Consider the following 24728-nt stretch of genomic DNA (forward strand, 5'->3'; position numbering starts at 1 on the left):
TCAAAGGCGTTCATCTGATTGTTCCAAGTCTTGGTTTTAAAGTTCTCAACACCCGAGGTTTTGCCAATACCACTAACGTTCGTTTTGCTCAACTCATTGACGGCATTGACAATCAATCACCACACATCGGTGCCCCCGTTGGTAATGCATTGGGGCCAAGTGATTTAGATATTTTGAGCGTAGAAATCATTCCGGGTACTGCCTCAGCGCTGTACGGAATGAATGCCATAAACGGCTTAGCCAATTTTCAGACCAAGAGTCCTTTTGAATTTACCGGACTGAGTTTTCAGCAAAAAGGAGGGGTTAATCACCTGAATGACAAAGGCGTAACGGCCAAATTTTTCAACGAAAGCAGCCTTCGCTACGCTCACGCAGTAAACGACCGCTGGGCGTTTAAAGTCAATGGCACTTTTACCAAAGGGTATGATTGGCAAGCTACCGACCTCACCGATATTACCCCTACTATTAACGCTTCGGCAGGGCTAACCGGTGCAGACAATCCTGCTTTCGACCCCGTAAGCGGTTATGGAAATGAATCAGCCAACCGTCGCACGTTGACGTTGGCCAATCGCAGTATTGTCGTAGCCCGTACGGGTTATAAAGAAACGGAGGTAGTAGATTATAATTTCCAAAACCTCAAAGGAGATGCCGCGTTGCATTTTCGCCCCACCAAAGCCGTAGAACTGATTTATACCTACCGCATTGCGTACCTTAATAATGTGTACCAACGTTCCAACCGGTTTCAGTTGGCCAACTATTTACTTCAACAACACGCGTTGCAATTGCGGGGAAGGGCATTTCAGATTCGTGCTTACGTAACTTCTGAAAATACGGGTCAATCGTACAACCTCCGTTCTATGGCAGAGAACATTGACCGCTCCTACAAATCAGACAATCAATGGTTTACCGATTTTCAAACTCGTTTCAGACAAATTCAGAATTCATCTTCATTGGCGGATGCACTGCGTGAATCTCGCACTTTTGCGGATGCCGGTCGTCCGCAACCGGGCACAGAAGCTTTCAAAAGCAGTTTAGCCCGCTTGCAGGACATCAACAATTGGGATATAGGGGCCGCTTTGCGCGTAAAAGCCAAGCTGTATCACGCCGAAGGACAATGGAATTTAACCGAAGAATGGCTTCAACATTGGCGTAAACAAACAGGTATAGAGATTTTGGCAGGATTCGACCATCGCACCTACGCCATTGTGCCCGACGGCAATTATTTCATCAATCCCATCAGCGATACGCGTAATTTGACCTACGGCAAAACAGGTGGCTTTTTGCAGGCGACCAAGGTGCTTTTCGGCGAAAAACTCAAACTCGGTGCTACCCTCCGTGCCGACAAAGCCGATTATTTCAATCTCAAGCTTAATCCGCGTTTTACGGCCGTTTATTCAGTCACCGAAAATCATCATTTTCGGGCCTCTTATCAAAGTGGCTATCGATTTCCGAGCATTTTTGAGGGTTTTTCCAACATCAACAGCGGTGGTGTAAAACGCGTAGGCGGTTTGCCGGTCATGTCGCAGGGAATTTTTGAAAACTCTTATATTCGTACCTCCATTGATGCCTTTCAGGCGGCCGTCACTGCGGGGGTAAATAAATTAGGAGTAGATAAACGCGACAGTTTGGTGAAAGCCAATTTGGGACTGTTGCAACGGAACACGTATACCTACCTGCGGCCCGAATTTATCCGTTCGATAGAGGTCGGCTACAAAGGTCTGTTTTTCCAAAAACGCCTTTTTGCGGATGTAGATTTTTATTACAATCGCTACAAGGATTTTATGGCGCAGGTAGAGGCCAACATCCCCAACGCATCTACGCCCGATTCATTGGGATACATCATGCTCGACCGGACCAAACAGCAGCGCTATCGCCTCTGGACCAATTCCAAAACCATTGTTCGTAATTACGGGGCAAGTCTTGGACTTCGATACCGCTTGCCGCAGGGCTGGTTTTTTGCGGTCAATGCCACCTATACTCAACTTGACCGTAAAGAAGCCAACGATGGCCTGGAAGATGGTTTCAATACGCCGAAATGGATGACGAATTTCTCACTCAGTCACGCTAATCTGTTCAAAAATGTGGGTTTTGGCCTCAGTTACAAACACCAAAGTCAATTCTATTATCAATCGTTTTTGGTCAATGGCAACGTCCCGGCCATCAACGTTTTCGACGGACAGATTACCTATTCTTTACCCAAACAGAAGGTGGATTTCAAACTCGGCGGTACCAATCTCCTCAATCGTTACTATTTCTCCATCCTCGGCGGCCCTCAGATTGGCGGTTTTTATTACTTGACGGTGACGTATCGGTAGGACTATAATCCCAACTCATTCTTAATTTTTATCACAAATTCAACACTCACTCCGAAATCTTCGGCAATTTCTTCGACTGTCAGTTTGGCTCGACTGAGAGCTTTAGTAATGCTTTCGGTAATAGCGGCCATTCGTCCTTTCATTTCTCCTTCCTTAATCCCTTCTTGTATTCCTTCTATTCTTCCCTCTATTCGTCCTTTCATTTCCCCTTCTTTAATCCCTTCTTGTATTCCTTCCATTCTTCCTTCCATGATAGCTGTATCAATAACATTCTTTAAATCGCGGTAATATTTAAGGCTTTGTTCATAGGCGTTCATCTCATCAGGAGTGAACTTAGCAATTTCGGCAACGGCAAAAAGTTGATCAAATACCTTCCCCTGCAATGCTTTAGGCTTACTATCCAAATATGGTAAATGCTTTAAAACATAAAGCCATTTGTCATAAGTGGTTTCCAGTTCTTCTTCGGTCTTGGTAAAATGGGGCATTCCCAAATAGCCGAAGGTCAATTTTTTATAAAATACGCGCCCATTTTGGTCTTTCAATTTCACTTCATGACGCACTTCTTTTTCATCAGCATCTTCAGAAAACACAAAATCCAACACACCAACCGTATAAATTTCAGTCAATTGAAAATCCCATTCTCCTCGTTTGGCCTGCTCTTGAATGGGGAAAGACGCATAAAACACACTGCGGTCTTTAAAGTAATTTTGCTTGGCCTTTTGCATTTCTACAATAAAACGTTCGCCGTTCTTTCCAATACAGTACAAGTCAAAAATTGCTTTTCGGTCAAGCTCTTTAGCTCCCAGATGCTCGTTGCGAGTGTAGTTTAGTTCCGTAATTCGATGTTGCTCGGGTAATACAACCTGGTTCAGGAAATCAATTAATAAAGCTTTATTCGGCTCGCTACCGAACAGTTTCTTAAATCCAAAATCAGTAAACGGGTTAATATATTTTTCAGCAAAGGCCATAGTTTTATTTTTAGTAAACAAAATTACACCTTTATAAGCATTATCTCAAAAGTTCGGCTTGGCCCACTCATTCTTTCAAAATTCCTTATTTCATTATAAGCACAAACAGGCAGCCCCTCCCGAGACAGCCTGTTTGTATTTTATGCTTTATCGAATCAATTATTTCTTTTTCTTGACTACCAGTGGAATACACTTAGGATTGTCTATTCTTAAGGTGACCGGCACTCGAAGCGTGCTTTTACACCCCACACCTACCTTAATGGATTCTGCCCAAAATACTCCTTCACCCGTTGGTTTGTATTTGAGGGTATTGGCTCCTCCGGCCAAAATCGTCGTACTTGTTTCAGTTGCGTACCAGTTGGCGGTCTCACCGGGACCTACTGTCACTTCCAGAAAAGGAATTGGGTCACTCGCACAGACGAGTACACTTGCCGCAATGGCTATTGGAACCTTTGGCGGACAACCGCAATTAGGGCCTGTGATTGTCGTATCAAACTTACAAACTGCCGTCAAACTGTCAACGATGATAAGGTTGGTCCCCGAAGGAATGCCTGTAACGGTATAAATAGCACCCGCTTTTGTCAATATTCCGTTGTTTACTTTCACCGTCCCTAAATCAGGGGTAACTGTAAAGCTAACTGAATAGCTATCATTGTTGACCGAACATACAGGAGCCGTCGTCACTTTCCATTGCGGCTTTTTAATTAGTACCGCTTTTCCACTGATTCCTGCATTGGCACAACCCGTTGCTTCATCTTCAACCACAACCACTACTCCTGCCGTATCGGCCACTGATATACTAAGAGTGGTGGTTGCGCCATTGCCTGCTGACCCTCCTTGAGAAGTGATAATATCCTGAGGAATAGGACCGTTACCCACCGTGGCCAGTCCGCGAGCCAAAGTAATTTTAAACGTCCCAGCCGTTTGAATCGTTACCTTTACATCAAATGTGTTGCTTCCTTCACAGACGGGTTCTGCCGAAGCGGTAAATTTAGGCAAAGGCAAAATAGTGTATATTTTTTCTACGAAAGGCCGACACGTAGTATCGTTAGGAGCATTGGCTAAAATCGCATATACGTAATAATTGACGGGAGTCGTACCGTTATTTGCGGAGAATTGAGACCCAGGTTGCCCCACAGGCCATTGAGCAGAGCCATTCACCGCCTTCATTGATGTCAATGCAGTTCCGCCAGTATACATGGATTTTCCTGATTGAGGGCTTGTAAATCGAACAAATTGAACGAGGCTGTCAGGGGTAGAGCCCAATTGACTTACCATAACCGTAAAACCCTCTCCGTAATAGCCAGAACAAAGCGTATCGGTACTTTTGCCATTCAGCGCAATGGTCGGGCATTGAAAACATTCGACGGGTTTAGTGGTAAAAACGGTATCCTTAAAGCAGTTATCACTTTCATTCCAGACTCGAATTGAATATTGGGTATTCGGTTTTAATCCCGTAAACAATACGCTCCCACTACTGATGAGTTTGTTGGAAGCATCGCCATAGATAGGCGTAGTTCCGTAGGTACTTCCTTCATTAATGTCGGCTTTGTCTCCGTTTGTAATGCCCGAAATAGTTGCTTTTCCATCGTTTTTAGAAAATCCGCCTTCGCAAGTCGCATCGGTTTGAGCAATCCCGCTTATTTTAGGATCTACGCACAAACATTTAAAGTTTCCGCAAACAAAAGCGATATTTTTACTCAATACCCCGTCCACTTGGCCAATGTACGTACTGACAATTCCCGAAGTAATGTCCACTTTATAAACACAATCACCGTAAAAAGAGGTAGCGTATAGGTTACCATCAGAAGCAAAAGCCAAATCGAAAGGCCGAATATTAAAGTTATTTTTAGTATCCAGCACGTAGGTGGCCAAAATAGCGCCATCGGCGGGATTCATTTTTACGACTTTATCGGATGTAAAGTCATAACCATCAATCGTTGCCCATAAAAAACCGTTAAAAAACGTAACCCCCACAAATACGGAGCCATTGGTCAACGTAGCAATGACCGTCGGCGAACCTGACAAATCGGCATCAATGGATTGAATGGTACTGACGTAACCGTTCCCCGTTGATTATGGTACTGACGTAACCGTTCCCCGTTGATTGAAGATCGTTATACCCCGTTGTGACATAGACTTTTCCGGTTGAATCCGATGCCACTCCCCAAATTTTACTTCCAGATTCGTTGGTGAACGTATTGGCGGCTTTTATAGCAACTTGCCCCCCATCGCTTACCCTGATTTTTTGCACTCCTCCACCCGAATTAAGGTAACCTCGATACAGAAAGTTGCCATCGGGAGAAATGGCCACGTCATAACTTTTTAAATCTCCCGTAGGGTTTAATGTAGGCTGAAATTGTCCCTGTGAAAAATCATACACCTGAATGGGATCAGAGAAGGGATTTCCTACGTACACAATTCCTTTGGTTTGGTCTACGGCCATACCATCGCCACCAATATTGGGAATATTGCACGATTCCAGACCTGGAGTATTTCCAAATGGCAGAGCTACTACAGCCTGTGAATTCGTAAGTAGCTCACCTACTAACATAATCGTTTTTCCGCAGTCTTTTTTGACGTTCTGAGCCCACAACCCAAACGGAAACAATGCGAACATTCCGATTAGTAGACCAAAAAAATGTGCAGTAAAGTAGAACCGTAAAGCAGACAGGGAAGGAGGCGCAAAAGCCAAAACAGAAGTAATGGCTCTGCGAAAGCGGAGTAGAATTTTAATATCCATTTAGAGTAGAGTAAATTGTAAAGTAGGATTTATCTGGGTAAAGTAAACCTTACCTAAATCCCATCAATTTCCCTGCCAAATGGACAAAATGGGTTCTTTTCCTATTAAAAAAGGATATTTTAAACTATTCCAAAAGTATATTTTCGCAAAACAGATTGCAAGGTAATCAGAGCAAAAAATATGCCATTATTGTCGAAAAAAATTATAAAATATTTTTCAGTTCTTAGTTTTGGGTATCTACATCAGGGGTAAGCAGGAGCTTCTTTTCAATTTCGTCCAATTGATATTTAATAATTCGGGTACCGCCCGTTGCTCTGGCATTCGCATCACCCGCGCGGTAAATCGGAAATTGCCGTACTAATGACTCATTTTCAATTTTGAACATATCATGCCCCATGTATCCTTCTGCTAAATCCTGACGAAGAGGCACCATGTGGATAGCATCAAATGAAGTGGGAAAAAATTGAAATCCATAGACTTTTCCAAAAGAGCCACTGCCATAGGTACACGAATAGATATAGATTTCGGGGGAATTGTTTTGGTCCAAATCTGCCGTCTCGGCATTTACTACCCATCCGTCGGTTTTTTGGCGAATAGTAATTAAAAATTGGTTATTCCGACTCACTCGTATCACCAATTCACGAACCGCGCCCGACGCATTTGTGCTGATGTCAAATTGGTGATTTTTGTAAACAAGCACTTTTTTAAAACTGTCAACCGTAGGAAAATCCGCAGAGGCACTGTAAGGCCGTGACAATGTTGCCATTGCAAAGGCTACAAAGGAGCAAATTATCAATATTTTCCAAGCTCCGATCAACTTTGGGTCATTAGTAATTCAACTCATGAAATGAAACACTATGATAAAAGCAGAATCAAGCAAAAAAGCGGCCAAAAGCCGCTTTTTGAAAAATATTCTATAAAATTCGGAGAACTATTGCCGGCTACCCACAACAGAAGGTTTACTGCTTTCCAACTCTACGCCTTTATCCCGCGTCAATCTAAATTCTCTAAACCGCCGTATCGTAGACAAAATAAATCCAATTACCAGCACTAGGGTTCCTACCCAAAGTACATTAATAAGTGGTTTTTCTACGGCTTTCATGACAATATAATCGCGTTGTTTGGAATTAACGGCGAAATTGAATGTTCCTGTTTTAGGATCAATTTCCATAAATTGTACCCTCAATCCGAGGTCTTCATTTACCTCCGGCTTACGCATTACCATTCGATCTTGGTTGATGGCAAAAGTCGGAGCAATAATATACTCACGCTCTTTGTCCAATACCTTAATTTGCGCTTTTACCGCTACATCATTGGGATTCAACGATAACCCTTCTACTGCATTGGTACGGGAAACACTTTCCAAAACCGCTACAAAGTCATTGACAAAGAACGTATCCTGTATTGCCACTCGAAAATTTTCGGTCGGCGACCACTCTTCCGCTTCGCCCGGATTACTGCCTACCATCGCATACGAATACAAATCTTTGTTTAACTCACGCTTGATATCCGGCGAAGTCACCATTCCCATCCGTTCGTTGAATTGTACTCGGGGATAAAGGGTAGTGATTCGTCCACTTGGCTCTCTGTATTCTACTTCATAAAAAACGTTTTCAGGATAGACTGCGACGGTATCGCCTTTTTTATGATACGTTTTTTCGCCAACGGTAATATCTTTTAAACAAACCGCGTGAAAATCGCCTTCGATAATATCCACCCAACTGCTTGGCACATACTTGGGCACATCGCGAATTTCGGTGCGCGGACCGCGATACGTAAGCAGATAATCGCCCATGCGAGTAGGTTGACCCACCCATAGCAACACATTTTCCTTGTTTTCTTTGTTATCTTCTTTCGTAAAAAAGTCTTCTTTAGAAATCAACAAACCTGAAGCATTAAGTGAAACCACTTTTTGATACCCCGATGACCATAGGATACCAATCAACATAAGAGCCACTCCAATGTGCGTAATCGCTCCTCCCGACAGACGATAAGAGCCACGCAGAATACCTAAAATAATGGTGGTATTAGCGACCAACGAAAAGACAGCTGCTGTCAGCAAAGCAATGTAAGGCAGTTTATTGATCCCGCCAAACGTGATCAGTAAGGCAGTGATAAACAGCGAAATCCACAAAGGAGTCAGCAAATCCTGCATTTTTCCCTTTTGAACGCGTTTCCACCAAAAATACTGACCGATACCCGACAGAATCGTAATGGCTGCAAAAAACCACAATTGGAATTTCGTATAATAAGATATAGCATCCGTGGGAGGAGCCAATTTAGAAACGCCCCCCAATGCCTGCACTATACTGTTCCAAACGGGAATAGAGGTAGGAACAATGACTTGAAAACTCGCTAAACAAATGACGGTTGCGCCCATAAAAAGCCAAAATTCCCGCGAATACGCAGAAGTCTCTTCTTTATCGGAAGGCATCAGTTTCCAAACACGGACGGATAAAACAATGGATACGGCAATAAACGCCAACAAATACATCAGCAATTGCCCGGAAAGGCCTAAATCCGTAAAGGAGTGTACTGACGAATTTCCCAAAATCCCGCTACGGGTAAGGAAGGTTGAATATAGAATCAAAATGAATTGTGCCGTGACCAAAATGACCGACGTTTTGAGAGCCGTCGCATTTTTCTTGGCAATAATCATCGTATGCAAAGCCGCTATGCCCACTAACCACGGTACATAAACCGCATTTTCAACGGGGTCCCAACTCCAATAACTGTTGAAACTCAGGGTTTCGTAGGCCCAATAACCGCCCATCAAAATCCCTACTCCCAAGATAACACCTGTCAACAACATCCAAGGCAAGGCAGGGCGCAACCATTCCGTCAATTGCTTTTGCCATAATCCGGCCATCAAATAAGCAAAGGGCACGAGCGTAAGCGCAAAGCCTAAAAACAAAGTAGGCGGGTGAATCACCATCCAATAGTTTTGGAGAAGCGGATTAAGACCATTGCCGTCTTTAGGAATAAAATTGGGATTCATCGCCCAAACGGGCAGCTCAGGCATGGCTTCGCGCATGGTTAGGAACGGGGTGCTGCCGATTTTGAAATCCAACCCGGGAATAACCACTCCCAAAATCATGGATGTTAAAAATGCCTGTACCAAAGCGTACACGGTCATCATGGGAGTTTCCCATACCTTGTTGGTACGAATCAAAATAACTCCCAATACCGCTTGCCAAAACATCCAGAGCATGAAGCTTCCCTCCTGCCCTTCCCAGAAGCACGAAATCATGTAGTACCACGGCAAGGCTCTTGACGAGTGACTCCAAGCGTAGTGATACTCAAAATGGTGTCCATAAATAATTAAGTAGAGCGTCGTACATACGCCGATGATAGCCGCCGCATGTACGTAAAAAGCACCTCTGGCGAAGTGCTTCCACGTATTATTTTGGAGAGTATCAGTTGTTAAGAGCGTAGCTCGCAGGTACGCGTACGTAGCAACCAGCGCCGTTACGAATGAAATGATTACGAGAAGGTGTCCTGTATTTCCGAGAGTCATCTTTAGGGTTGATTGGATAGCAGACGTTCAATTTAGAGATTTCAACCGCATCGGCGCGGGGCCGCCCGTGCGGTACCGTGCCCGTGCGATCCGAATCCATTACTTATTATTTCAATAATTCCTGTACAAATTCAAAATGAGGCTGTTCTTCAAAAATAGCCTTCAGGGGAATGTCAAACGACAAGAAAACAAAGGAATGAATCGTCCCTTCGTCTGTTTTTTTGACAAGCACATATTCACCATTCACCAAATGATACTGCTCTACTACCTGACTTTCAGCATCTATGATCCAGTATTCTTCGACTCCGTGCGCTGCATAATCCTTAAATTTAATTCCTCGGTCCCGCTCTTCAGTAGATTCTGAAACTACTTCTACCACAAAATCAGGAACCGGGAAAAGAGCTTGGTTAGGCTCAATCAAATCTGCTTTTTCTTTCTTAAAAAACATCACATCGGGCTCGTAGTCATTTCGAGTAAACCGCGCCATGACTTTTTCATGCGTAACTCGCCCTAACTGATGTTTTAGCGCATAAAGGCTAAAAATCCGAAACACATTATCACTTATCAACGCATGTCTGCTTCTTACAGGTGAGTGTACAATCATCTCACCATTAATAAATTCTGCCTTCACATCAGCAGTTATTTCGTCATAAAAGCTTTCTCTACGGGATTGTTCTTCCTGTAGTTTGGTTTGTGCCTTTTCAATGACTTTAAAAGCGTCAGGACTATCCAGCAGCAATTCCAATAGGCTAACCGATTTTTCCATCATGATTTTTACATTCTTTTAGCCGTTGCTTCTTTAAAATCAGGCTTTTCGTTGGTGTATTTTGAAGGGCATTTCATCAGGATTTTATTGCATTCAAAATGGTCTCCCTGCATCCGACCAATCACAACCACTTGCTCGGACTTATCAAAATCCTGCGGTTTGGGGCTCAGATAAACCACTTTTTTCACAACTTTATTGGTATCCACCAGCATAAACTCAAAGTGGTTTACATCCATTACAGGATCGTATTTCATACCCACAATTTGACCAGTGACGTCTTTTTTGAGTTTTCCCACTACGTGTATTTCGGTAGTCTCTCCCTCCTTCGCCAATTCTTCTGCTTCGGTAAAGTTGGAGTAGGTACTTGCGTTGCCATAGGTGGAAACGATAATTCCAATGGCGATCGCAATGACGATAAGTCCGAAAATGTGTACTTTTTTCATTTTGTTACTGATTTTTGATTTTTACTGCCAAAGGCGTTTGATGCCGTATTCTTCAAAAAGTTTTTCTTTTGTAATGATAGTTAAATTTTCGCTTAAAGCCTGTGCTATCAACGTTCTGTCAAATGGGTCGGGGACGCCCAGTCACGGTGGTGAAATGGCAGTTGGGATAATGTAATAGTATGCCTTATATCAATAGGTGAAAAATTAGAAAGTCCATTCTCTACAGCCCAATTTTTAACTTCTTCAAATGGAAGTCCTAAATCCATTTTATTGATATTTATTTTAATAGCCATTTCCCAAAAAGACACGAGACTAACATAACAATTTTTATAGTCCGTTAAGATTATTTCTCTTGCCTTCTCTGAAAGCATAGAATCACCTTTCATAAACCAAATAATTGCATGAGTATCTATCAAATAAGTCATGGATACATATACTCTTTAAAGTCTTCAAGAGGTTCGTCAAAATCATCAGACATAACAATTTTGCCTTTAAAACTCCCAAATACCGGTTTTTTCTCTTGAGGTTTATCAAGAGACTCTTTACTTATTAAAGAATCCACCAAATTCTCTACTTCTGCCTGTTTTTCAGGTGGAAGTTTTTCAATTTTCGCTACTAAATCTAAGATGCTCATTTCTTCAATTGTTTTTCCAGTTTGGACACTTTTCGATCCATACTCACCAAAAATGCAATAATCCCCACAAAGAGGGTTGAAATCACCGCCACCACTACCCAAATTTTTCCATCGGCCCGCATTTGGTCAGCCATAGCTACTTCCTGTTTAACAGATTGTTGGGCAAAGAGGTTTAGTGACAACACAAAATTTATAAGGGTAAAAACGGCAACGCTTACTTTATTTTTCATTGTTAAAATCATTTAATTTTTGTTCTTTCATTTTCTCTCCAAAGTACATACCCTAATTTAAAACCTGCCGAAATATGTGGCCAAATTTCAGTTGTGTTAGGACGAACACGGTCAAAAGCGGTATCGCCACTACTTATCATTCCGATTTTCTTCTCATTAATTAATTTTACATTTGAATAGTGCAGGCGAATGCCCAATCCGGCAAAAATTTCTAAACGAGTATTTTTGCTAAAATTATAAAGAACTCCAAATTTCGAAGCTGTTCCAAAGCTAATGCGACTGTACTCGGCTCTCTCAAAGTGATAACTTATCGAATCTTGTTTAGACAGTCCGTTTCGTAAACGATAATTATCATTTATCAAAAACACTTCTTGGGCAAAATACCATTCCGGATTTGGCCCCGGGGTAATATACCATCTAAATTCCTGCCGCCATTTATAATTAGTATGATAGTACTGTTCTCCCGAACAGGACAGACACTTGAACCCATATCTTAATCCACTCAAATTAGTCCCTATTTCAGTGTTAATACCAAAGCTTTTTTTAGGGCGATATTCTAACCCAAATTGCCAGGCAGGACTCGTAAGAGACATCAAGCTACTGGGGGTAAACTTAAAAGTAAGCTTATCATATCCAACAGACTGACTTTGAGCTAAAAATGGCATTATAAACCATAAAAACACAATTTTTTCACCCTTTTCTATTTAATCTTCTATTTCGCTCACTCTCCGTATCCGCACCCGCAACGTAGCAATCCAAGTGCCCAAAAGCGCCCATCCAATCACGGCAGGGTAAAAAACCCGGCGCATTTGGCTGTCCATGTCATAATCGCTGAACGCTGGATTTCCGCCATTGCCCGGATGTAACGAATCGGTCAGGCGAGGCAATATAAAGATGAGCGGAATGAATACGGAAAAAGCTAAGATATTATAAACTGCCGAAATCCGAGCGCGTCGCTGTTCGTCTTCAAATGACCCGCGTAAAATCAAATACGCAAAATACATCAACATACTAATAGCTACACTGTTGAGTTTGGGGTCATTGGGCCAAGGGTCACCCCAGGTAAAAGTAGCCCAAATAGAACCTGTAGCACAACCAAGAATACCAAGCAAAATAGCGACATTTGTAAACTCTACCGACTTGATGTCATAACTAAGGTCGTTGCTGCGCAAATAACGTACTGCGTTAAAAACCGAAGTACTCAGCATCGCAATCATTGCAAACCACATCGGAACGTGAAAATAGACATTACGGATGCTTTCATTCAGAATAGCCCGACGGGGCACGGTTCCCATCAGTCCAAAGTAAATTGTGTAGCTCAAAAGGATGACCGCTACTATTTTCCACCAGTTATTCTTCATTGGGTTGTTATCTTCTATTACTTCAAAATCAACTTCTCCACAAATAAGGAAACAAAATTAAAGACAAAGTTACGACAATCGCATCCAATGCCAACAATACCAACACTTCATCACTGCTTGCACTGCGGTCAAGGCCATCCATGGCATTTTTGGCCAGTTTCATAACCATCAAAAGCATCGGAATAATAACGGGAAAACTCAAAATTGCCATCAACGCACCGTTGTTTTCTGCTTTAGAAGCAATGCCCGCTACCATCGTCAGTGACGAAGCAAATCCAATACTTGATAAGACAATGGTGAGCAGATACATGGGCAAATCCCCGACGGGATTCCCCATCACAAACGCATAAAACCCAAAACCTGCCAACGACAAAATCAACATCAGAACCGAATTGTACAGAATTTTGGAAAGAATAATTCCCTGCGGGCTCGCCAACGTGTAATAGTACAACAGCCGTCCGGCGCGTTCTTGGGTAAAACTCTTTGAAACGGCATTAACCGCCGTAAAAAGAAGAATAATCCAGAAAAGTGTATTCCAGGTGATGGGTGTCAGTTGATTGGATTTGAGTCGGAAACTCAGGTAACAAACAAATACGGTGCTTACAATGTACAACAACATCCCGTTAAGGGCGTAACGTTGCCGCCATTCCAGCGTGATTTCTTTTCCGATAAGCGTGCGAAGTTCTTGCATTGATGGACAAAATTACGACACAAACCAACGCGTTGTACTGAGTTAAGTCATTAGTTTTTAATTTTTATCCTGCCAACACCTCTTTTGCCCGCTTCCACCAAATCAAATAACCCAACGAAGCCACCGCAAGTACAGCCGACACATAGAACGCAAAAGGGATATTGGCTATTTTTCCACCGTACCACCACCCTGACCACCAGGCCCCTACACCGATTCCTGCCTCCAGCGCAATGTACATCGTAGCCAATGCTCGGCCTCGGTAATCGGGATGGCTCAAGTCAATGGCCCAAGCCGTCAAAGTGGGAGTATTCAGTCCCCACGAAAAACCAAATAAAACAGCAGCCGTCCAAAAACCGAAAGCGGATTGAGTGAAACCTAAAATGGACATCCCAATTGCCAAAATAACCGTGGAAACAATCATCACAGAGACACGTCCATAAATATCGGAGGACTTACTCGCCACTACTCGAATGAGTAATGAAGCAACAGTATAGACCGTAAAAAACAGTCCTTTGTTATGCACCCCTACCGTTTTGCTTAAATCAGGAATCAACGTCAGAATCACTCCAGATGAGAAGGAAACACAAAACATGACCAGAAAAACGCTGAAAACGCGCGGCTCAAATAGGTCATAGCGAGTTATTTTGAACAACTTCCAACTGAAAGGTACTTTCTCAACCAATGTTTCTTTCATATTGAGCAAGATCAAAATAGAAAACAACGCAAAAGAAGACGCCACATAAAACATGGGGTTGATGCCAAACGAGGTCGTTAGAAAACTCCCGATGGCAGGCCCGATGGACATCCCGGTAGCAGTAAAAATCCCCAGCATTCCGGCCGCTTCTCCCCGACGATTTTCGGGGATGATGTCCGCTACGTAAGCTGCCGTAGCGGTGGGTTTTGTACCGGTAGAAAATCCGTGCAGAAAACGCAACAGCAAAAATCCCCAAACGACATGTACAAAAGGGTACACTAAACTGCAAACACAACACACCAACGACCCAAAAGCCATGACCGGTACGCGCCCGATGGAATCGGTGAGCTTCCCGCTAAAAGGCCGCGAAAGACCGGCTGTTAATGTAAAAAGAGCAATGATCAATCCGATATGTTGTTGCCCGCCCATGGCAGTCAGGTAATCGGGCAGTTCGGGAATCATCATTTGAAAACTGGCTGAAAACAGGAAGTTACTGAGACAAAGCAGCCAAAATTGAAGATTGTACATAACGAACGGTGGGGAATGAAAAAAGAAAAAGGACCGAAAGACGCTTTGGGTGTATCTTTCAATCCTTTTTCATGCTTTTTATTTTTGTGGTTATCTGATTCTAAAAACGGTTTCCGGCAAATCCTCGGTATTGACGTATAAGTCACGGAGCAGTAATTCTGCCCCAATCGTTTCTAAACGCACGGTCAAATCCAATGATTTTCCTTCAAAGACTAACGACCAAATTCCCTCGGTACTTTTTCGCCAAAGTTCTGCGCGAGTCTATTAAAAGATATTCTCTAAACGTCGGAATATCACGGTAAAGTTCAAATTTCTCACCTTTGTCGTAGTTGGCCGTACTTTGTGAAAGCACTTCAATCAGCAAGACAGGGTTAGTCAAACTGCCGGTTTGTGTGTCGGAGAATTCAGGTTTCCCACAAACCACCACTACATCAGGGTAACTATAAAGCCCATTGGAAGGAATAAAAACCCGTTGGTCGCTTGAATAAGAGCGGCACGATTTTTTTTTCAAAAAAGCTCCAATTTAAATAGACAAATTTTCTCTTATCGCATTATGCGCCGGCTTTGCCCCCGCCATTGCTTCGGAGGTATCTCCTTCAAAATCGCCCAGGGGGTAGATTTGACCATCGAAGTATTCGCTTTTATAAGACGCCTTTTCTTCCAATTCCAAATATTCTTCGGGCGTGTAGTATTTTTTAGGAAGTGCAGTCATAAAATCAACTTTGTCAAAGGCTACGCGCCTCGGTTTATAACTTTGACAAAGTTAAAAAAAACAAACAAATTTAATACATAAGAAAATTTGGCATATAGAAATGTCATGTATATTTGCAGTATGCAACAACAAACCTACCTCAAAGGCTGCCTAAGTGCCATCGTGCTGCAACTTTTGCAGGACAACAAACGCATGTACGGCTACGAAATCACGCAAAAAGTACGCGAAATCACGGCGGGCGAGCTTCAACTTACCGAAGGGGCACTTTACCCAACTTTACACAAATTGGAAGCGGAAGGCGTACTTTCTACCGAAAATTCGTTGGTAGACGGGCGTAATCGAAAATATTACAAACTCACCGAAACCGGTCATCAACAAGCCCAAAGTGCCGTTTCTGAATTGGCTGATTTTGTCTCTAACCTCCAAAAAATCCTAAACCTAAAACCTTCACTCGGATGAAGCTAACAACCGAACAAGTAGACCTTATTAGCAAAGAAATAATCGAAGGCGGTATTAAATACCAAGACTTATATGAAGAATTGCTGGACCATTATATCTTGGCCATTGAAGACCGAATAGGTCATGGGCAGACTTTTGGAGAGGCGTTTGAAGAGGTGCATACTGACTTTATAAACTATAAACGCCCTTTGAGTGTGTGGGACCGCTATGATAGCGGAGGGAAACCTAAATTTGGATTAGTAAAACTGCAAGATGAATATCAAGACAATTTAACAGAAGAAATCTCCAAGAAGCATTGGCAAATCATGAAAAATTACTTTCGTTGGCCTACAATTGTAACATCGCTCTTGGTAGGATTGCTTACATTTCAGTTTGCGTATCTTGTTCCACGTCAATATTTTAAATGGGTTATTGCTATTTGTGTATTTGCTCCCATTTTTCTGGTTTTACCCCAATTTATTTACGCTTTGTGGCTTTATATTTCCCGTCGGAGAAGATTCTTTATTTCATTGAAAGGCCATGCGATAAATCTAAGGCTTACATTCATTCTGGGAATAGGGCAGATGGTCTTTCGAGTTCCTTTTAGCGATAATTATAGCATTCTCAAACAAGGACCTCTATCACTCGTTGCTGCTTTCACCTGCTTTTACATCGCCTATTCCCTCAGTTTTTATCAACTCTACCGCGAACGGTTTAAAGCAAATAGGGTGTAAAAAATAACCACAGAGTAAGGGAGGAACACAGAGAGAAAATCAATTATCTGTGGTTCTCCGCTTCTCTGTGGTTGAGAAAAAACTATATCAACTCCAAAATCCGCTGCTCCGACACAGCATAGCCGATTTTAGCTTTCAATTCGCTGATGTGTACGCGCTCCTGCTCCATGCTGTCGCGGTGACGAATGGTGACGGTGTTGTCTTCTAATGTTTGATAATCTACGGCAATACAGAACGGCGTACCAATCAAATCCTGACGCGTGTAACGCTTGCCAATCGCATCACGCTCTTCGTAAAACACGCGAAACTCACCTCTGAGTGCTTTGACAATTTCTTCCGCCTTTTCGGGCAAACCGTCTTTTTTCACCAACGGAAAAATCGCCGCTTTGAAAGGGGCCAAAGCCGGGTGCAATTTCAATACCGTACGCTCTTTTTGAGAATCGCCTTCGCCTACCGTTTCTTTGGTAAACGCCTGACAAAAAACCGCCAAAAACAAACGGTCAGCACCCACCGACGTTTCTACCACGTACGGAATATAGTTACCGAAAGGCTTGCCGTTTTCGTCGAGGTCGTTGTCGAAGTATTGTTGTTTCTTTTTAGAAAGTTCTTGGTGGCTTTTCAAGTCAAAATCGGTACGCGAGTGAATTCCTTCGATTTCGCGAAAACCAAACGGAAACTGATACTCAATATCCACAGCAGCATTGGCGTAGTGAGCCAATTTTTCGTGAATGTGAAACTTCAATTTTTCGGCAGGCAAACCCACGGCTTGGTGGAATTTCAGACGCGTATCACGCCATTTTTCGTACCATTCCATTTCAGTACCCGGACGCACAAAAAATTGCATTTCCATTTGTTCAAACTCCCGCATCCGAAACGTAAACTGACGTGCCACTATCTCATTACGAAATGCTTTCCCGATTTGCGCAATTCCAAAAGGAATTTTCATCCGACCTGACTTTTGTACGTTCAGGAAGTTAACAAAAATCCCCTGTGCCGTTTCGGGACGCAGATAAATCACAGTTGAATCTTCGGCCACGGAACCCACCTGAGTACTGAACATCAGGTTAAACTGACGCACTTCCGTCCAGTTAGTCGTTCCGGAAATTGGGCATTTGATGCCTTCAGCAATGATGAGTTCACGAACAGCTTCGAGTTCGTTATTTCCCAACAAACGCCCCATTTCATTCAGCAATTCCTGTGCTTTTTCAGCCTTTCCTTCGGCGGCATATTGCTCTGCTTTTCCTTCTAATAATTGGTCGGCGCGGTAGCGTTTTTTGGAATCTTTGTTGTCAATCATCGGGTCGTTAAAACCATCAATGTGGCCCGACGCCTTCCACGTAAGCGGATGCATGAAAATTGCGGCATCTATTCCGACAATCGGTCCGCCGCTGCGGTTGTCGTTAAGCTGCGTCATGGCTTTCCACCAGATATTTTTGAGATTGTTTTTTAATTCAACGCCGTTTTGACCGTAGTCATAAACCGCTTGCAAACCGTCATAAATTTCGGAAGAAGGAAACACAAATCCGTATTCTTTGGCGTGCGACACAATGTCTTGTAAAGAGGTAGCTGGAGCTTGACTCATATTTTCAATTAGTGAATTATCAATTAGTGAATGAATGAATGAATGAGGGGCAAAATTAGAAAATTTGCGGGGTAATCTTGGTGGTGTACCTGATTTTAAGTTTATGTGATGTTGTTTGAAAAGACTGGTTTTTTCTACTTTTACCAAACTTTTTTCTTCCCAATGGCCTTTACGATTACTGATTTTCAAAAAATGATTCCCGCCAATCTGGTCAAAGCAGGGGAACGGCTCTTTAAAAACGAGGCAGTAAAATCCATTTCAAATACCAAAGAAAACGAGTGGACAGCCGAAGTACAGGACAAGGAAACGTTCAATGTGGAAATCCTGTTGGATGACGAACGTAACATTTTAGATCATTTCTGCGACTGTCCGACCGAAAGCGAGCATTGCCAACACCAAGTGGCTACCCTGCTGAAACTTCGTCAAATCCTGCCTCAATACGAGAAAAAACAAACCAAAACCAAGAAAGAGAAAGAAGTAAAAGTCAAAAAAAAGACGGATTCGGTAAGTCAGATTTTAGAAGAAGTGTCTTTGGCCGAACTCCGGGAATTTGTACAAAAAGCTGCATCCACTCAAAAAGAGTTTAAGAATATGCTGTTGGTACATTTTTCGGAAAAATCGGAGAACAACAACCGCAAATATTACGCCGATGTCTTGCGTACGAGCCTTTCCAACGTAAAGCGTTCGGGCTCGCTTAACGTGAAAGATACGAAGCGATTTCTGCCCGCCGCCGAGCAATTGTGGAAAAAAGCGCAGGATTCACTCCAAAAAGGAAATCTCAAAGATGCCTCTCCTATTCTGTTGGCCATCATCGAAACACTGACGCAGCAAAGTGAGCGCCTCAGCGACAGCAATGGCGTAGTGAATCAAATTATTCAAAATACATATTCCGAACTCACCAAATTGATAGAAAAAGCGCCGTTTGAGTTTCAGAAAGTCCTTGCTGATGAACTGTTTGAGGTGTTGGAACCCGCTATGTCGTTTTACTATAACCATTTCAGAAACTTAACGTTTGATTTGTTGAGGTTATTTAATCGTTATCCGGATTTGCATTTGGCGTATGTTCAATTTTTGGATAAAGTCTTGAAACAACCCAGTATTAATTCAGAAGAAAACAGAACGTTTTGGTCGTATTCTTCTTCATCGTACGAATCCACGCTCGAATCTGAACTGGTTATCCTGAAACGTAAGTTGTATGAAGTTCAAAAACAGACCGACAAAATTCCTACTTTACTGGCTCGTTTCCAGCACATTGATCAATTTCGGAAAGAATACGTAGAGTATTGCATCAGCACAAAAGACTACCCCGAAGCTCGAAAAGTGTTGGAGAAGTTTTTGAGCGACAAAAGTCTGCTTTCCGAAGGAGCATCGGTCAACAAATTTTGGTTTGAAACCTTGCTGAATGTGTGTCAATTACAAAAAGATGTACTGGGACAAATCAATACACTTCGGTTGCAATTTGCCATAACCGGCTACGAGCGGATTTCCATTTTGCCCACGCTGAAACAACTGTGTACGACGGAACAATGGAATACGTTGTTTGCGGAATTTAAAAAAGCTACGTTGAAGCAAATCAATGAGTTGCAGCAATACGGTTATTTTGGATTCCGCGATATTCCCAAGCCCTTTCCCGTCAAAACAGCCAATTTGCTGGTTTTTGATAAGCGTTGGCAGGAACTTTGGGATTTGCTTTCTTCTCAAAAAACCTTTGACAGCTATGGCATCTATGGCAAACATCTCGCCCAAGCCTTTCCGGAACAGCTGTACAGTCTCTACAAAAACAACATCCGAAAATGGATCGACGATGCCTCTTCGATGGACAACTACCGCGCTATCGTAGCTATTTTGGTCACACTGAGTAATCTCAGCGCCGAAGGAAAAGAACTGGCTGAAAATCAAGTCAATCACATCCGTATTGCAAACAAACGCAAGTACCAATTCCTGAGTTTATTGAAAGAAGTAGGGTTTTGACAATGTGTATAATTTCGCTATTTTTGTGTGTAATAACGAAAAGATGATGAGAACGAACATAGAAATTGACGAAAGCAAAATTGCTGCCATACGGCAACTGAATTCGAGTCTGAAGACAAAAAAGGAAATTATTGATACTGCCTTGGAAGAACTTATCAATACCATGCGGCGACAACGTTTACGCCAAATGCGCGGCAAAGGTTGGGATGGGGATTTAGATGAAATGAGAACCTATGAAGTACCGCTTATATGACACCTCCGCTTGGGTAGATTTCCGAAAGAATGTGGCCTCTGCTCTAACCAATCAGTTGGATGAGGACTTACAGGACAATCTGGTGTGTGTCTGTCCCGTCATTATTCAGGAAGTATTGCAGGGAATCCGAGAAGATGCTGATTTTGAAGCATTAAAAGAAGATTTCAAAGCCCTGAGAATACTGCAATTAGAGGCTACAGAGGTTGCAGTTGCGGCCGCCCGACTCTACCGTGCCCTCCGCAAAAAAGGCGTCACTATTCGCAAGCCCAATGATTGCCTCATAGCTGCATATGCCATTCATTTCAACGTTGAGTTGTGTCACAACGATGTTGATTTTGACCACATTGCCGCTTATACTGACTTAAAAATTTGGAAATCGTAACGATATGTTTCAACGTCTTTTATTCGTAATCCGTGATGAATTTGGCCTTTCCCGCAGTCAGGCAAGGGGATTTTTAGCATTGGCGGTGCTTATGATGCTGTGTTGGTTTGGTCCCTTGGCGTATGACCGATTTTTCAACCAAACTCCCAAAACAGTCTCACAAAGTGACGCCCGTACTGCCGATAGCTTGCTGGCAATTTTAGAAAAAATACAACCAGAAAAGCCTGTTTACGGCAAATCCTACGAGAGAACGTATCCTTCAAAAGAAGTTGATAACCCCGAACGTCCACTATCGTTGTTCTACTTTGACCCTAACTTAGCTTCATCAGAACAGTTTCAGGAACTGGGAATGCCAAAATTTATCGCCGCACGGATTATAAAGTACCGCTCCAAAGGCGGGCAATTTCGCAAAAAAGAAGATTTACAGAAAATATACGGCCTCCAAGCCTCACTCTACGAGCGGCTTGAGCCATATATCAACATCCCTGAAAAACAGGCAGTTGCCAGTATTTCACCCACTCAACCTACAGCTAACACCTCTTTGCCTCCGACTCCTGTGAAGCCTGCCTATACAAAACCCGTCGTTACTACGTTCGACATCAACACGGCCGATACGACTCAACTGATTCGTTTAAAAGGCATTGGCAGCAAATTGGCGGCACGGATCGTGAAGTTTCGGGATGGATTGGGAGGATTTGCCTCTACGACGCAGTATTCTGAAGTTTTTGGACTGGATTCGTTGGCGTTAAGCGAGTTAAATCATTTTGCTCAAATCCGAACAACGGTTCATAAAATCAGTATCAATACGGTTTCTCCAGAAGAACTTGACCGCCACCCCTATTTATCCAAACGTCAGTCTGAAATCATTGTGCGTTACCGTGAGCAACACGGGGCCTACAAAACCGCACAGGACTTGCTGAATATTAAGATTTTAGACGAGAAGTTAGTCAATAAAATTGCCCCTTATCTGGCATTTTGAAGTCAAACCCATAAGGTCTTGAAGACCTTATAGGTTTAAAATAGTCTAAAACTCCCGGTGATTTGTCTCTTCGTACAATCTGTCTTCCGGTAAATTCTTGAAGTAGTCGTACGTAATTTTTAACCCTTCTTCACGCGATACTTTAGGTTCCCAACCCAAAATCTGCTTCGCCATCGTAATGTCCGGCTGACGTTGTTTTGGGTCGTCCTGAGGAAGTGGTTTATAGATTACTTTTTGAGTAGTACCTGTCAATTTAATGATTTCTTCGGCAAACTGACCGATGGTGATTTCGGCAGGATTTCCTACGTTGACCGGCATGGCATAATCGCTCATCAACAACCGATAAATTCCTTCCACAAGGTCACTCACGTAGCAGAAAGAGCGCGTCTGCGAACCATCCCCGAACACCGTCAAATCTTCGCCGCGCAACGCCTGTCCGATAAATGCCGGCAATACCCGTCCGTCGTTTAGGCGCATCCGAGGGCCGTAGGTGTTAAAGATACGCACGATACGCGTTTCTACGCCGTGGTGACGGTGATACGCCATCGTAATGGCTTCCTGAAAGCGCTTGGCTTCGTCGTAGCAACCGCGCAAACCTACCGGATTGACGTGTCCCCAATAATCTTCCGTTTGTGGGTGAACGAGGGGGTCACCATACACTTCCGAAGTAGAAGCGACCAAAATCCGGGCACCTTTTGCTTTCGCTAATCCAAGGCAATTGTGCGTTCCAAGCGAACCTACCTTTAAGGTTTGAATCGGGATTTTTAAATAATCTATTGGGCTGGCGGGAGAAGCAAAATTGAGGATGTAATGCAAATCTCCGTCAATCACAATGTGTTTTGAAACATCATGGTGAAGAAATTCGAAATTAGGATTTGAACGCAGGTGTTCAATATTGCGGAGGTCGCCCGTAACAAGGTTATCCATCGCAATCACATAAAATCCTTCAGCAATAAATCTATCGCATAAGTGCGACCCCAAAAATCCTGCCGCGCCGGTAATGAGAACTCTTTTCATATTAATAATTTAAAAAATGGAACACGGGTGACACGGATTGAACGGATTCACACGGATAAAATCTGTTTTAATCCGTTCAATCTGTGTTCTATTTAGCTTTTTACGGTTTCTCTGCCAATTGAATAATACGTATACCCCAATTCTCTCATTTGGTCCAATTCGTACACGTTTCGACCGTCAAAAATCACCTTACTTTTCATCAACAAAGTCATTTTTTCAAATTCAGGTGTACGGAATTGCGGCCATTCCGTAAAAATCATCAATGCATCAGCGTCATCCAAAGCTGCATAAGGCGTATGTGCGTACGTGATTTTATTGCCTAGTACGTAGTTTCGCACATTTTCCATTCCTTCCGGATCGTAAGCGATTACCTTGGCACCTTCTTCAAGCAAAATTGCAATATTTTCCAACGCCGGGGCCTCACGAATATCATCGGTGTAAGGTTTGAAAGATAAGCCCCAAACAGCAATCGTTTTCCCTTTCAAATCACCGTTGAAGTGTTTTTTCAGCAGCGGAATCATTCTGGTTTTTTGGGCTTCGTTCACTTCCATTACTGATTTCAACACTTTGAAATCATAATTATATTCCTGCGAAGTCTTGGCCAATGCCTGTACATCTTTGGGGAAACAGCTACCGCCGTACCCAATTCCTGCAAACAGGAAACGTTTTCCGATGCGGCTATCGGTACCAATACCTTTACGAACATTATCCACATCCGCTCCTGCCAATTCGCAAAGGTTGGCGATCTCGTTCATGAACGTGATTTTCATCGCTAAAAACGAGTTTGCGGCGTATTTGGTCATTTCTGCCGAGCGCTCATCCATAAAAATCACCGGATTCCCCTGACGAACCAACGGCGCGTACAGTTTTTCCATCACTTTCTTAGCTCTGTCAGACTTTGTTCCTACCACAACTCGGTCAGGCTTCATAAAGTCCTCTACAGCAACCCCTTCCCGCAAAAACTCAGGATTGGAAACTACATCAAATTCAACTTTGGCATTTTTAGCAACGGCAGCGTATACTTTCTCCGCCGTTCCCACAGGTACTGTACTTTTATCTACAAGGACAGCGTATTCGGTCATGATTTGTCCCAAATCGTCGGCCACTTTCAAAATATATTTCAAATCTGCCGAACCGTCTTCGCCCGGAGGCGTTGGCAGGGCCAAAAAGATAACCGATGCTCCTTTAATACCTTCTGCTAAGTCAGTCGTAAATTTCAGGCGCCCCTCTGCTACATTTCGGTGAAAAAGCGCTTCTAAGCCTGGTTCATAAATCGGAACTACTCCGTTGTTAAGTTTTTCAACTTTTTTAATGTCAATATCAACACACGATACTTGTACACCGGTTTCTGCAAAACACGTACCTGTCACGAGTCCTACGTATCCGGTTCCTACTACAGCGATTTTCATATAGTAATGCTTTGGTGATTAGTTATTCTGTTTGAGTCTAACAAAAATTGTATTTTTTTGAGGACAACAAAACGGCCTCAAAATTAGAAGATTTTCTTCAATCCCTTTCAAAGTAACGCAAATTTGTATAAACCCTATTGATTTTACGGCAAAATCGCGCGTTTATACCAAAAAACTATCCCCTTTAAAATTGCTTTTGCAACGAATTTTGTTTGTCTAACTAACGTTTTTAGCACAAATAAGCCCCCCTTTAAAAAAATACTCATCCACTCATTTATCTTCCTCCTAAACCGTTTGATAAGAAGTTGTTGGCACAATCGTTGAGTAATTGTAAATTGATAAAAAAGAGTCCCTTACTGCC

General features: G+C 42.8%; 27 protein-coding genes. 8 read left to right on the forward strand and 19 right to left on the reverse strand.

The window, feature by feature from the left end; translation table 11 throughout:
- The coding region (locus Q0081_RS28910) for a TonB-dependent receptor (protein WP_298361669.1) at positions 1-2315 on the forward strand (2315 nt) is incomplete at its 5' end.
- Positions 2316-2317: 2 nt separating this feature from the next.
- Here the strand turns inward: Q0081_RS28910 and Q0081_RS28915 are convergent.
- The 14 genes from Q0081_RS28915 to Q0081_RS28980 form a co-directional block, all read right to left on the reverse strand.
- Complete coding sequence (locus Q0081_RS28915) at positions 2318-3283, reverse strand: Rpn family recombination-promoting nuclease/putative transposase (protein ID WP_298361672.1); 966 nt, start codon at positions 3281-3283, stop codon at positions 2318-2320.
- A 159-nt stretch (positions 3284-3442) separates the two neighbouring features.
- The gene (locus Q0081_RS28920) at positions 3443-5311 is read right to left on the reverse strand and encodes a hypothetical protein (RefSeq protein WP_298361675.1); all 1869 of its coding nucleotides are present in this window, start codon (positions 5309-5311) and stop codon (positions 3443-3445) included.
- Between the two features lie 7 nt (positions 5312-5318).
- Positions 5319-6026, reverse strand: a complete 708-nt coding sequence (locus tag Q0081_RS28925; RefSeq protein ID WP_298361678.1) for a YncE family protein — start codon at positions 6024-6026, stop codon at positions 5319-5321.
- 223 nt (positions 6027-6249) lie between these two features.
- On the reverse strand, positions 6250-6792 hold the full coding sequence (locus Q0081_RS28930; RefSeq protein ID WP_298361681.1) for a hypothetical protein: 543 nt from the start codon (positions 6790-6792) through the stop codon (positions 6250-6252).
- A 165-nt stretch (positions 6793-6957) separates the two neighbouring features.
- A complete protein-coding gene (gene ccsA, locus Q0081_RS28935) occupies positions 6958-9543 on the reverse strand; it encodes a cytochrome c biogenesis protein CcsA (RefSeq protein WP_298361685.1) in 2586 nt (861 codons plus the stop codon).
- 106 nt (positions 9544-9649) lie between these two features.
- Positions 9650-10312: a Uma2 family endonuclease gene (locus tag Q0081_RS28940; protein ID WP_298361688.1), complete on the reverse strand. Its 663-nt coding sequence runs from the start codon at positions 10310-10312 to the stop codon at positions 9650-9652.
- 5 nt (positions 10313-10317) lie between these two features.
- Complete coding sequence (locus tag Q0081_RS28945) at positions 10318-10752, reverse strand: cytochrome c maturation protein CcmE (RefSeq protein ID WP_298361691.1); 435 nt, start codon at positions 10750-10752, stop codon at positions 10318-10320.
- Positions 10753-10859: 107 nt separating this feature from the next.
- Entirely contained in the window at positions 10860-11177 is a 318-nt protein-coding gene (locus tag Q0081_RS28950) for a type II toxin-antitoxin system VapC family toxin (RefSeq protein ID WP_298361694.1), read from the reverse strand.
- Positions 11174-11386, reverse strand: a complete 213-nt coding sequence (locus Q0081_RS28955; RefSeq protein ID WP_298361697.1) for a DUF2281 domain-containing protein — start codon at positions 11384-11386, stop codon at positions 11174-11176. The genes Q0081_RS28950 and Q0081_RS28955 overlap by 4 nt, the downstream gene beginning before the upstream one ends.
- Complete coding sequence (locus Q0081_RS28960) at positions 11383-11616, reverse strand: CcmD family protein (RefSeq protein WP_298361699.1); 234 nt, start codon at positions 11614-11616, stop codon at positions 11383-11385. The genes Q0081_RS28955 and Q0081_RS28960 overlap by 4 nt, the downstream gene beginning before the upstream one ends.
- 8 nt (positions 11617-11624) lie before the next feature.
- The gene (locus Q0081_RS28965; RefSeq protein ID WP_298361702.1) at positions 11625-12299 is read right to left on the reverse strand and encodes a hypothetical protein; all 675 of its coding nucleotides are present in this window, start codon (positions 12297-12299) and stop codon (positions 11625-11627) included.
- Positions 12300-12320: 21 nt separating this feature from the next.
- Entirely contained in the window at positions 12321-12977 is a 657-nt protein-coding gene (gene ccsA, locus Q0081_RS28970) for a cytochrome c biogenesis protein CcsA (protein ID WP_298361705.1), read from the reverse strand.
- A 28-nt stretch (positions 12978-13005) separates the two neighbouring features.
- On the reverse strand, positions 13006-13668 hold the full coding sequence (locus tag Q0081_RS28975) for a heme exporter protein CcmB (protein WP_298361708.1): 663 nt from the start codon (positions 13666-13668) through the stop codon (positions 13006-13008).
- 64 nt (positions 13669-13732) lie between these two features.
- Complete coding sequence (locus Q0081_RS28980; RefSeq protein WP_298361711.1) at positions 13733-14890, reverse strand: MFS transporter; 1158 nt, start codon at positions 14888-14890, stop codon at positions 13733-13735.
- A gap of 15 nt (positions 14891-14905) precedes the next feature.
- On the opposite strand from Q0081_RS28980, the gene Q0081_RS28985 reads away from it, so the two are divergent.
- Complete coding sequence (locus Q0081_RS28985; RefSeq protein ID WP_298361714.1) at positions 14906-15031, forward strand: hypothetical protein; 126 nt, start codon at positions 14906-14908, stop codon at positions 15029-15031.
- Between the two features lie 64 nt (positions 15032-15095).
- Here Q0081_RS28985 and Q0081_RS28990 read toward each other — a convergent pair whose 3' ends face one another.
- On the reverse strand, positions 15096-15401 hold the full coding sequence (locus tag Q0081_RS28990) for a Uma2 family endonuclease (RefSeq protein WP_298361717.1): 306 nt from the start codon (positions 15399-15401) through the stop codon (positions 15096-15098).
- Between the two features lie 12 nt (positions 15402-15413).
- On the reverse strand, positions 15414-15602 hold the full coding sequence (locus Q0081_RS28995; RefSeq protein ID WP_298361720.1) for a hypothetical protein: 189 nt from the start codon (positions 15600-15602) through the stop codon (positions 15414-15416).
- Positions 15603-15722: 120 nt separating this feature from the next.
- Here Q0081_RS28995 and Q0081_RS29000 point away from each other — a divergent pair, with 120 nt between their 5' ends.
- A complete protein-coding gene (locus tag Q0081_RS29000) occupies positions 15723-16061 on the forward strand; it encodes a PadR family transcriptional regulator (protein WP_298361723.1) in 339 nt (112 codons plus the stop codon).
- The gene (locus Q0081_RS29005) at positions 16058-16774 is read left to right on the forward strand and encodes a hypothetical protein (protein WP_298361726.1); all 717 of its coding nucleotides are present in this window, start codon (positions 16058-16060) and stop codon (positions 16772-16774) included. The genes Q0081_RS29000 and Q0081_RS29005 overlap by 4 nt, the downstream gene beginning before the upstream one ends.
- 82 nt (positions 16775-16856) lie before the next feature.
- On the opposite strand, the gene Q0081_RS29010 is transcribed toward Q0081_RS29005, so the two are convergent.
- Positions 16857-18356, reverse strand: coding sequence for a glycine--tRNA ligase (locus Q0081_RS29010; RefSeq protein WP_298361729.1), 1500 nt, complete (start codon positions 18354-18356; stop codon positions 16857-16859).
- A 162-nt stretch (positions 18357-18518) separates the two neighbouring features.
- On the opposite strand from Q0081_RS29010, the gene Q0081_RS29015 reads away from it, so the two are divergent.
- Genes Q0081_RS29015 through Q0081_RS29030 form a run of 4 tightly spaced genes read left to right on the forward strand, consistent with a single transcriptional unit; the run spans position 18519 to position 21941 of the window.
- Positions 18519-20327: an SWIM zinc finger domain-containing protein gene (locus Q0081_RS29015; RefSeq protein ID WP_298361732.1), complete on the forward strand. Its 1809-nt coding sequence runs from the start codon at positions 18519-18521 to the stop codon at positions 20325-20327.
- 43 nt (positions 20328-20370) lie between these two features.
- Positions 20371-20580: a type II toxin-antitoxin system VapB family antitoxin gene (locus Q0081_RS29020; RefSeq protein ID WP_298361735.1), complete on the forward strand. Its 210-nt coding sequence runs from the start codon at positions 20371-20373 to the stop codon at positions 20578-20580.
- Positions 20561-20962, forward strand: coding sequence for a PIN domain-containing protein (locus Q0081_RS29025; RefSeq protein ID WP_298361738.1), 402 nt, complete (start codon positions 20561-20563; stop codon positions 20960-20962). The genes Q0081_RS29020 and Q0081_RS29025 overlap by 20 nt, the downstream gene beginning before the upstream one ends.
- 4 nt (positions 20963-20966) lie before the next feature.
- Positions 20967-21941 carry a helix-hairpin-helix domain-containing protein gene (locus Q0081_RS29030; RefSeq protein WP_298361741.1) on the forward strand — a complete coding sequence of 325 codons (975 nt, stop codon included), beginning with the start codon at positions 20967-20969 and terminating at the stop codon, positions 21939-21941.
- Between the two features lie 45 nt (positions 21942-21986).
- On the opposite strand, the gene Q0081_RS29035 is transcribed toward Q0081_RS29030, so the two are convergent.
- Together Q0081_RS29035 and Q0081_RS29040 are read right to left on the reverse strand one after the other, a co-directional pair.
- Entirely contained in the window at positions 21987-22958 is a 972-nt protein-coding gene (locus Q0081_RS29035; RefSeq protein ID WP_298361744.1) for a UDP-glucuronic acid decarboxylase family protein, read from the reverse strand.
- A 92-nt stretch (positions 22959-23050) separates the two neighbouring features.
- Positions 23051-24367, reverse strand: a complete 1317-nt coding sequence (locus Q0081_RS29040) for a UDP-glucose/GDP-mannose dehydrogenase family protein (RefSeq protein ID WP_298361747.1) — start codon at positions 24365-24367, stop codon at positions 23051-23053.
- Between the last annotated feature and the right edge of the window lie 361 nt (positions 24368-24728).

It is taken from the genome of Runella sp. (assembly GCF_027484545.1).
Taxonomy (GTDB): Bacteria; Bacteroidota; Bacteroidia; order Cytophagales; family Spirosomataceae; genus Runella.

What these genes read in the sequence shown, in the direction of transcription:
- Q0081_RS28925 (WP_298361678.1), bottom strand. Translation starts at nt 6,026, where the DNA reads ATGGATATTAAAATTCTACTCCGCTTTCGCAGAGCCATTACTTCTGTT.
- Q0081_RS28975 (WP_298361708.1), bottom strand. Translation starts at nt 13,668, where the DNA reads ATGCAAGAACTTCGCACGCTTATCGGAAAAGAAATCACGCTGGAATGG.
- Q0081_RS29000 (WP_298361723.1), top strand. Translation starts at nt 15,723, where the DNA reads ATGCAACAACAAACCTACCTCAAAGGCTGCCTAAGTGCCATCGTGCTG.
- Q0081_RS29035 (WP_298361744.1), bottom strand. Translation starts at nt 22,958, where the DNA reads ATGAAAAGAGTTCTCATTACCGGCGCGGCAGGATTTTTGGGGTCGCAC.
- Q0081_RS29040 (WP_298361747.1), bottom strand. Translation starts at nt 24,367, where the DNA reads ATGAAAATCGCTGTAGTAGGAACCGGATACGTAGGACTCGTGACAGGT.
- Q0081_RS29025 (WP_298361738.1), top strand. Translation starts at nt 20,561, where the DNA reads ATGAAGTACCGCTTATATGACACCTCCGCTTGGGTAGATTTCCGAAAG.
- ccsA (WP_298361685.1), bottom strand. Translation starts at nt 9,543, where the DNA reads ATGACTCTCGGAAATACAGGACACCTTCTCGTAATCATTTCATTCGTA.
- Q0081_RS29030 (WP_298361741.1), top strand. Translation starts at nt 20,967, where the DNA reads ATGTTTCAACGTCTTTTATTCGTAATCCGTGATGAATTTGGCCTTTCC.
- Q0081_RS29020 (WP_298361735.1), top strand. Translation starts at nt 20,371, where the DNA reads ATGATGAGAACGAACATAGAAATTGACGAAAGCAAAATTGCTGCCATA.
- Q0081_RS29005 (WP_298361726.1), top strand. Translation starts at nt 16,058, where the DNA reads ATGAAGCTAACAACCGAACAAGTAGACCTTATTAGCAAAGAAATAATC.
- Q0081_RS28950 (WP_298361694.1), bottom strand. Translation starts at nt 11,177, where the DNA reads ATGACTTATTTGATAGATACTCATGCAATTATTTGGTTTATGAAAGGT.
- Q0081_RS29015 (WP_298361732.1), top strand. Translation starts at nt 18,519, where the DNA reads ATGGCCTTTACGATTACTGATTTTCAAAAAATGATTCCCGCCAATCTG.
- Q0081_RS28915 (WP_298361672.1), bottom strand. Translation starts at nt 3,283, where the DNA reads ATGGCCTTTGCTGAAAAATATATTAACCCGTTTACTGATTTTGGATTT.
- Q0081_RS29010 (WP_298361729.1), bottom strand. Translation starts at nt 18,356, where the DNA reads ATGAGTCAAGCTCCAGCTACCTCTTTACAAGACATTGTGTCGCACGCC.
- Q0081_RS28985 (WP_298361714.1), top strand. Translation starts at nt 14,906, where the DNA reads ATGAAAAAAGAAAAAGGACCGAAAGACGCTTTGGGTGTATCTTTCAAT.
- Q0081_RS28930 (WP_298361681.1), bottom strand. Translation starts at nt 6,792, where the DNA reads ATGGCAACATTGTCACGGCCTTACAGTGCCTCTGCGGATTTTCCTACG.
- Q0081_RS28945 (WP_298361691.1), bottom strand. Translation starts at nt 10,752, where the DNA reads ATGAAAAAAGTACACATTTTCGGACTTATCGTCATTGCGATCGCCATT.
- Q0081_RS28980 (WP_298361711.1), bottom strand. Translation starts at nt 14,890, where the DNA reads ATGTACAATCTTCAATTTTGGCTGCTTTGTCTCAGTAACTTCCTGTTT.
- ccsA (WP_298361705.1), bottom strand. Translation starts at nt 12,977, where the DNA reads ATGAAGAATAACTGGTGGAAAATAGTAGCGGTCATCCTTTTGAGCTAC.
- Q0081_RS28960 (WP_298361699.1), bottom strand. Translation starts at nt 11,616, where the DNA reads ATGAAAAATAAAGTAAGCGTTGCCGTTTTTACCCTTATAAATTTTGTG.
- Q0081_RS28995 (WP_298361720.1), bottom strand. Translation starts at nt 15,602, where the DNA reads ATGACTGCACTTCCTAAAAAATACTACACGCCCGAAGAATATTTGGAA.
- Q0081_RS28940 (WP_298361688.1), bottom strand. Translation starts at nt 10,312, where the DNA reads ATGATGGAAAAATCGGTTAGCCTATTGGAATTGCTGCTGGATAGTCCT.
- Q0081_RS28955 (WP_298361697.1), bottom strand. Translation starts at nt 11,386, where the DNA reads ATGAGCATCTTAGATTTAGTAGCGAAAATTGAAAAACTTCCACCTGAA.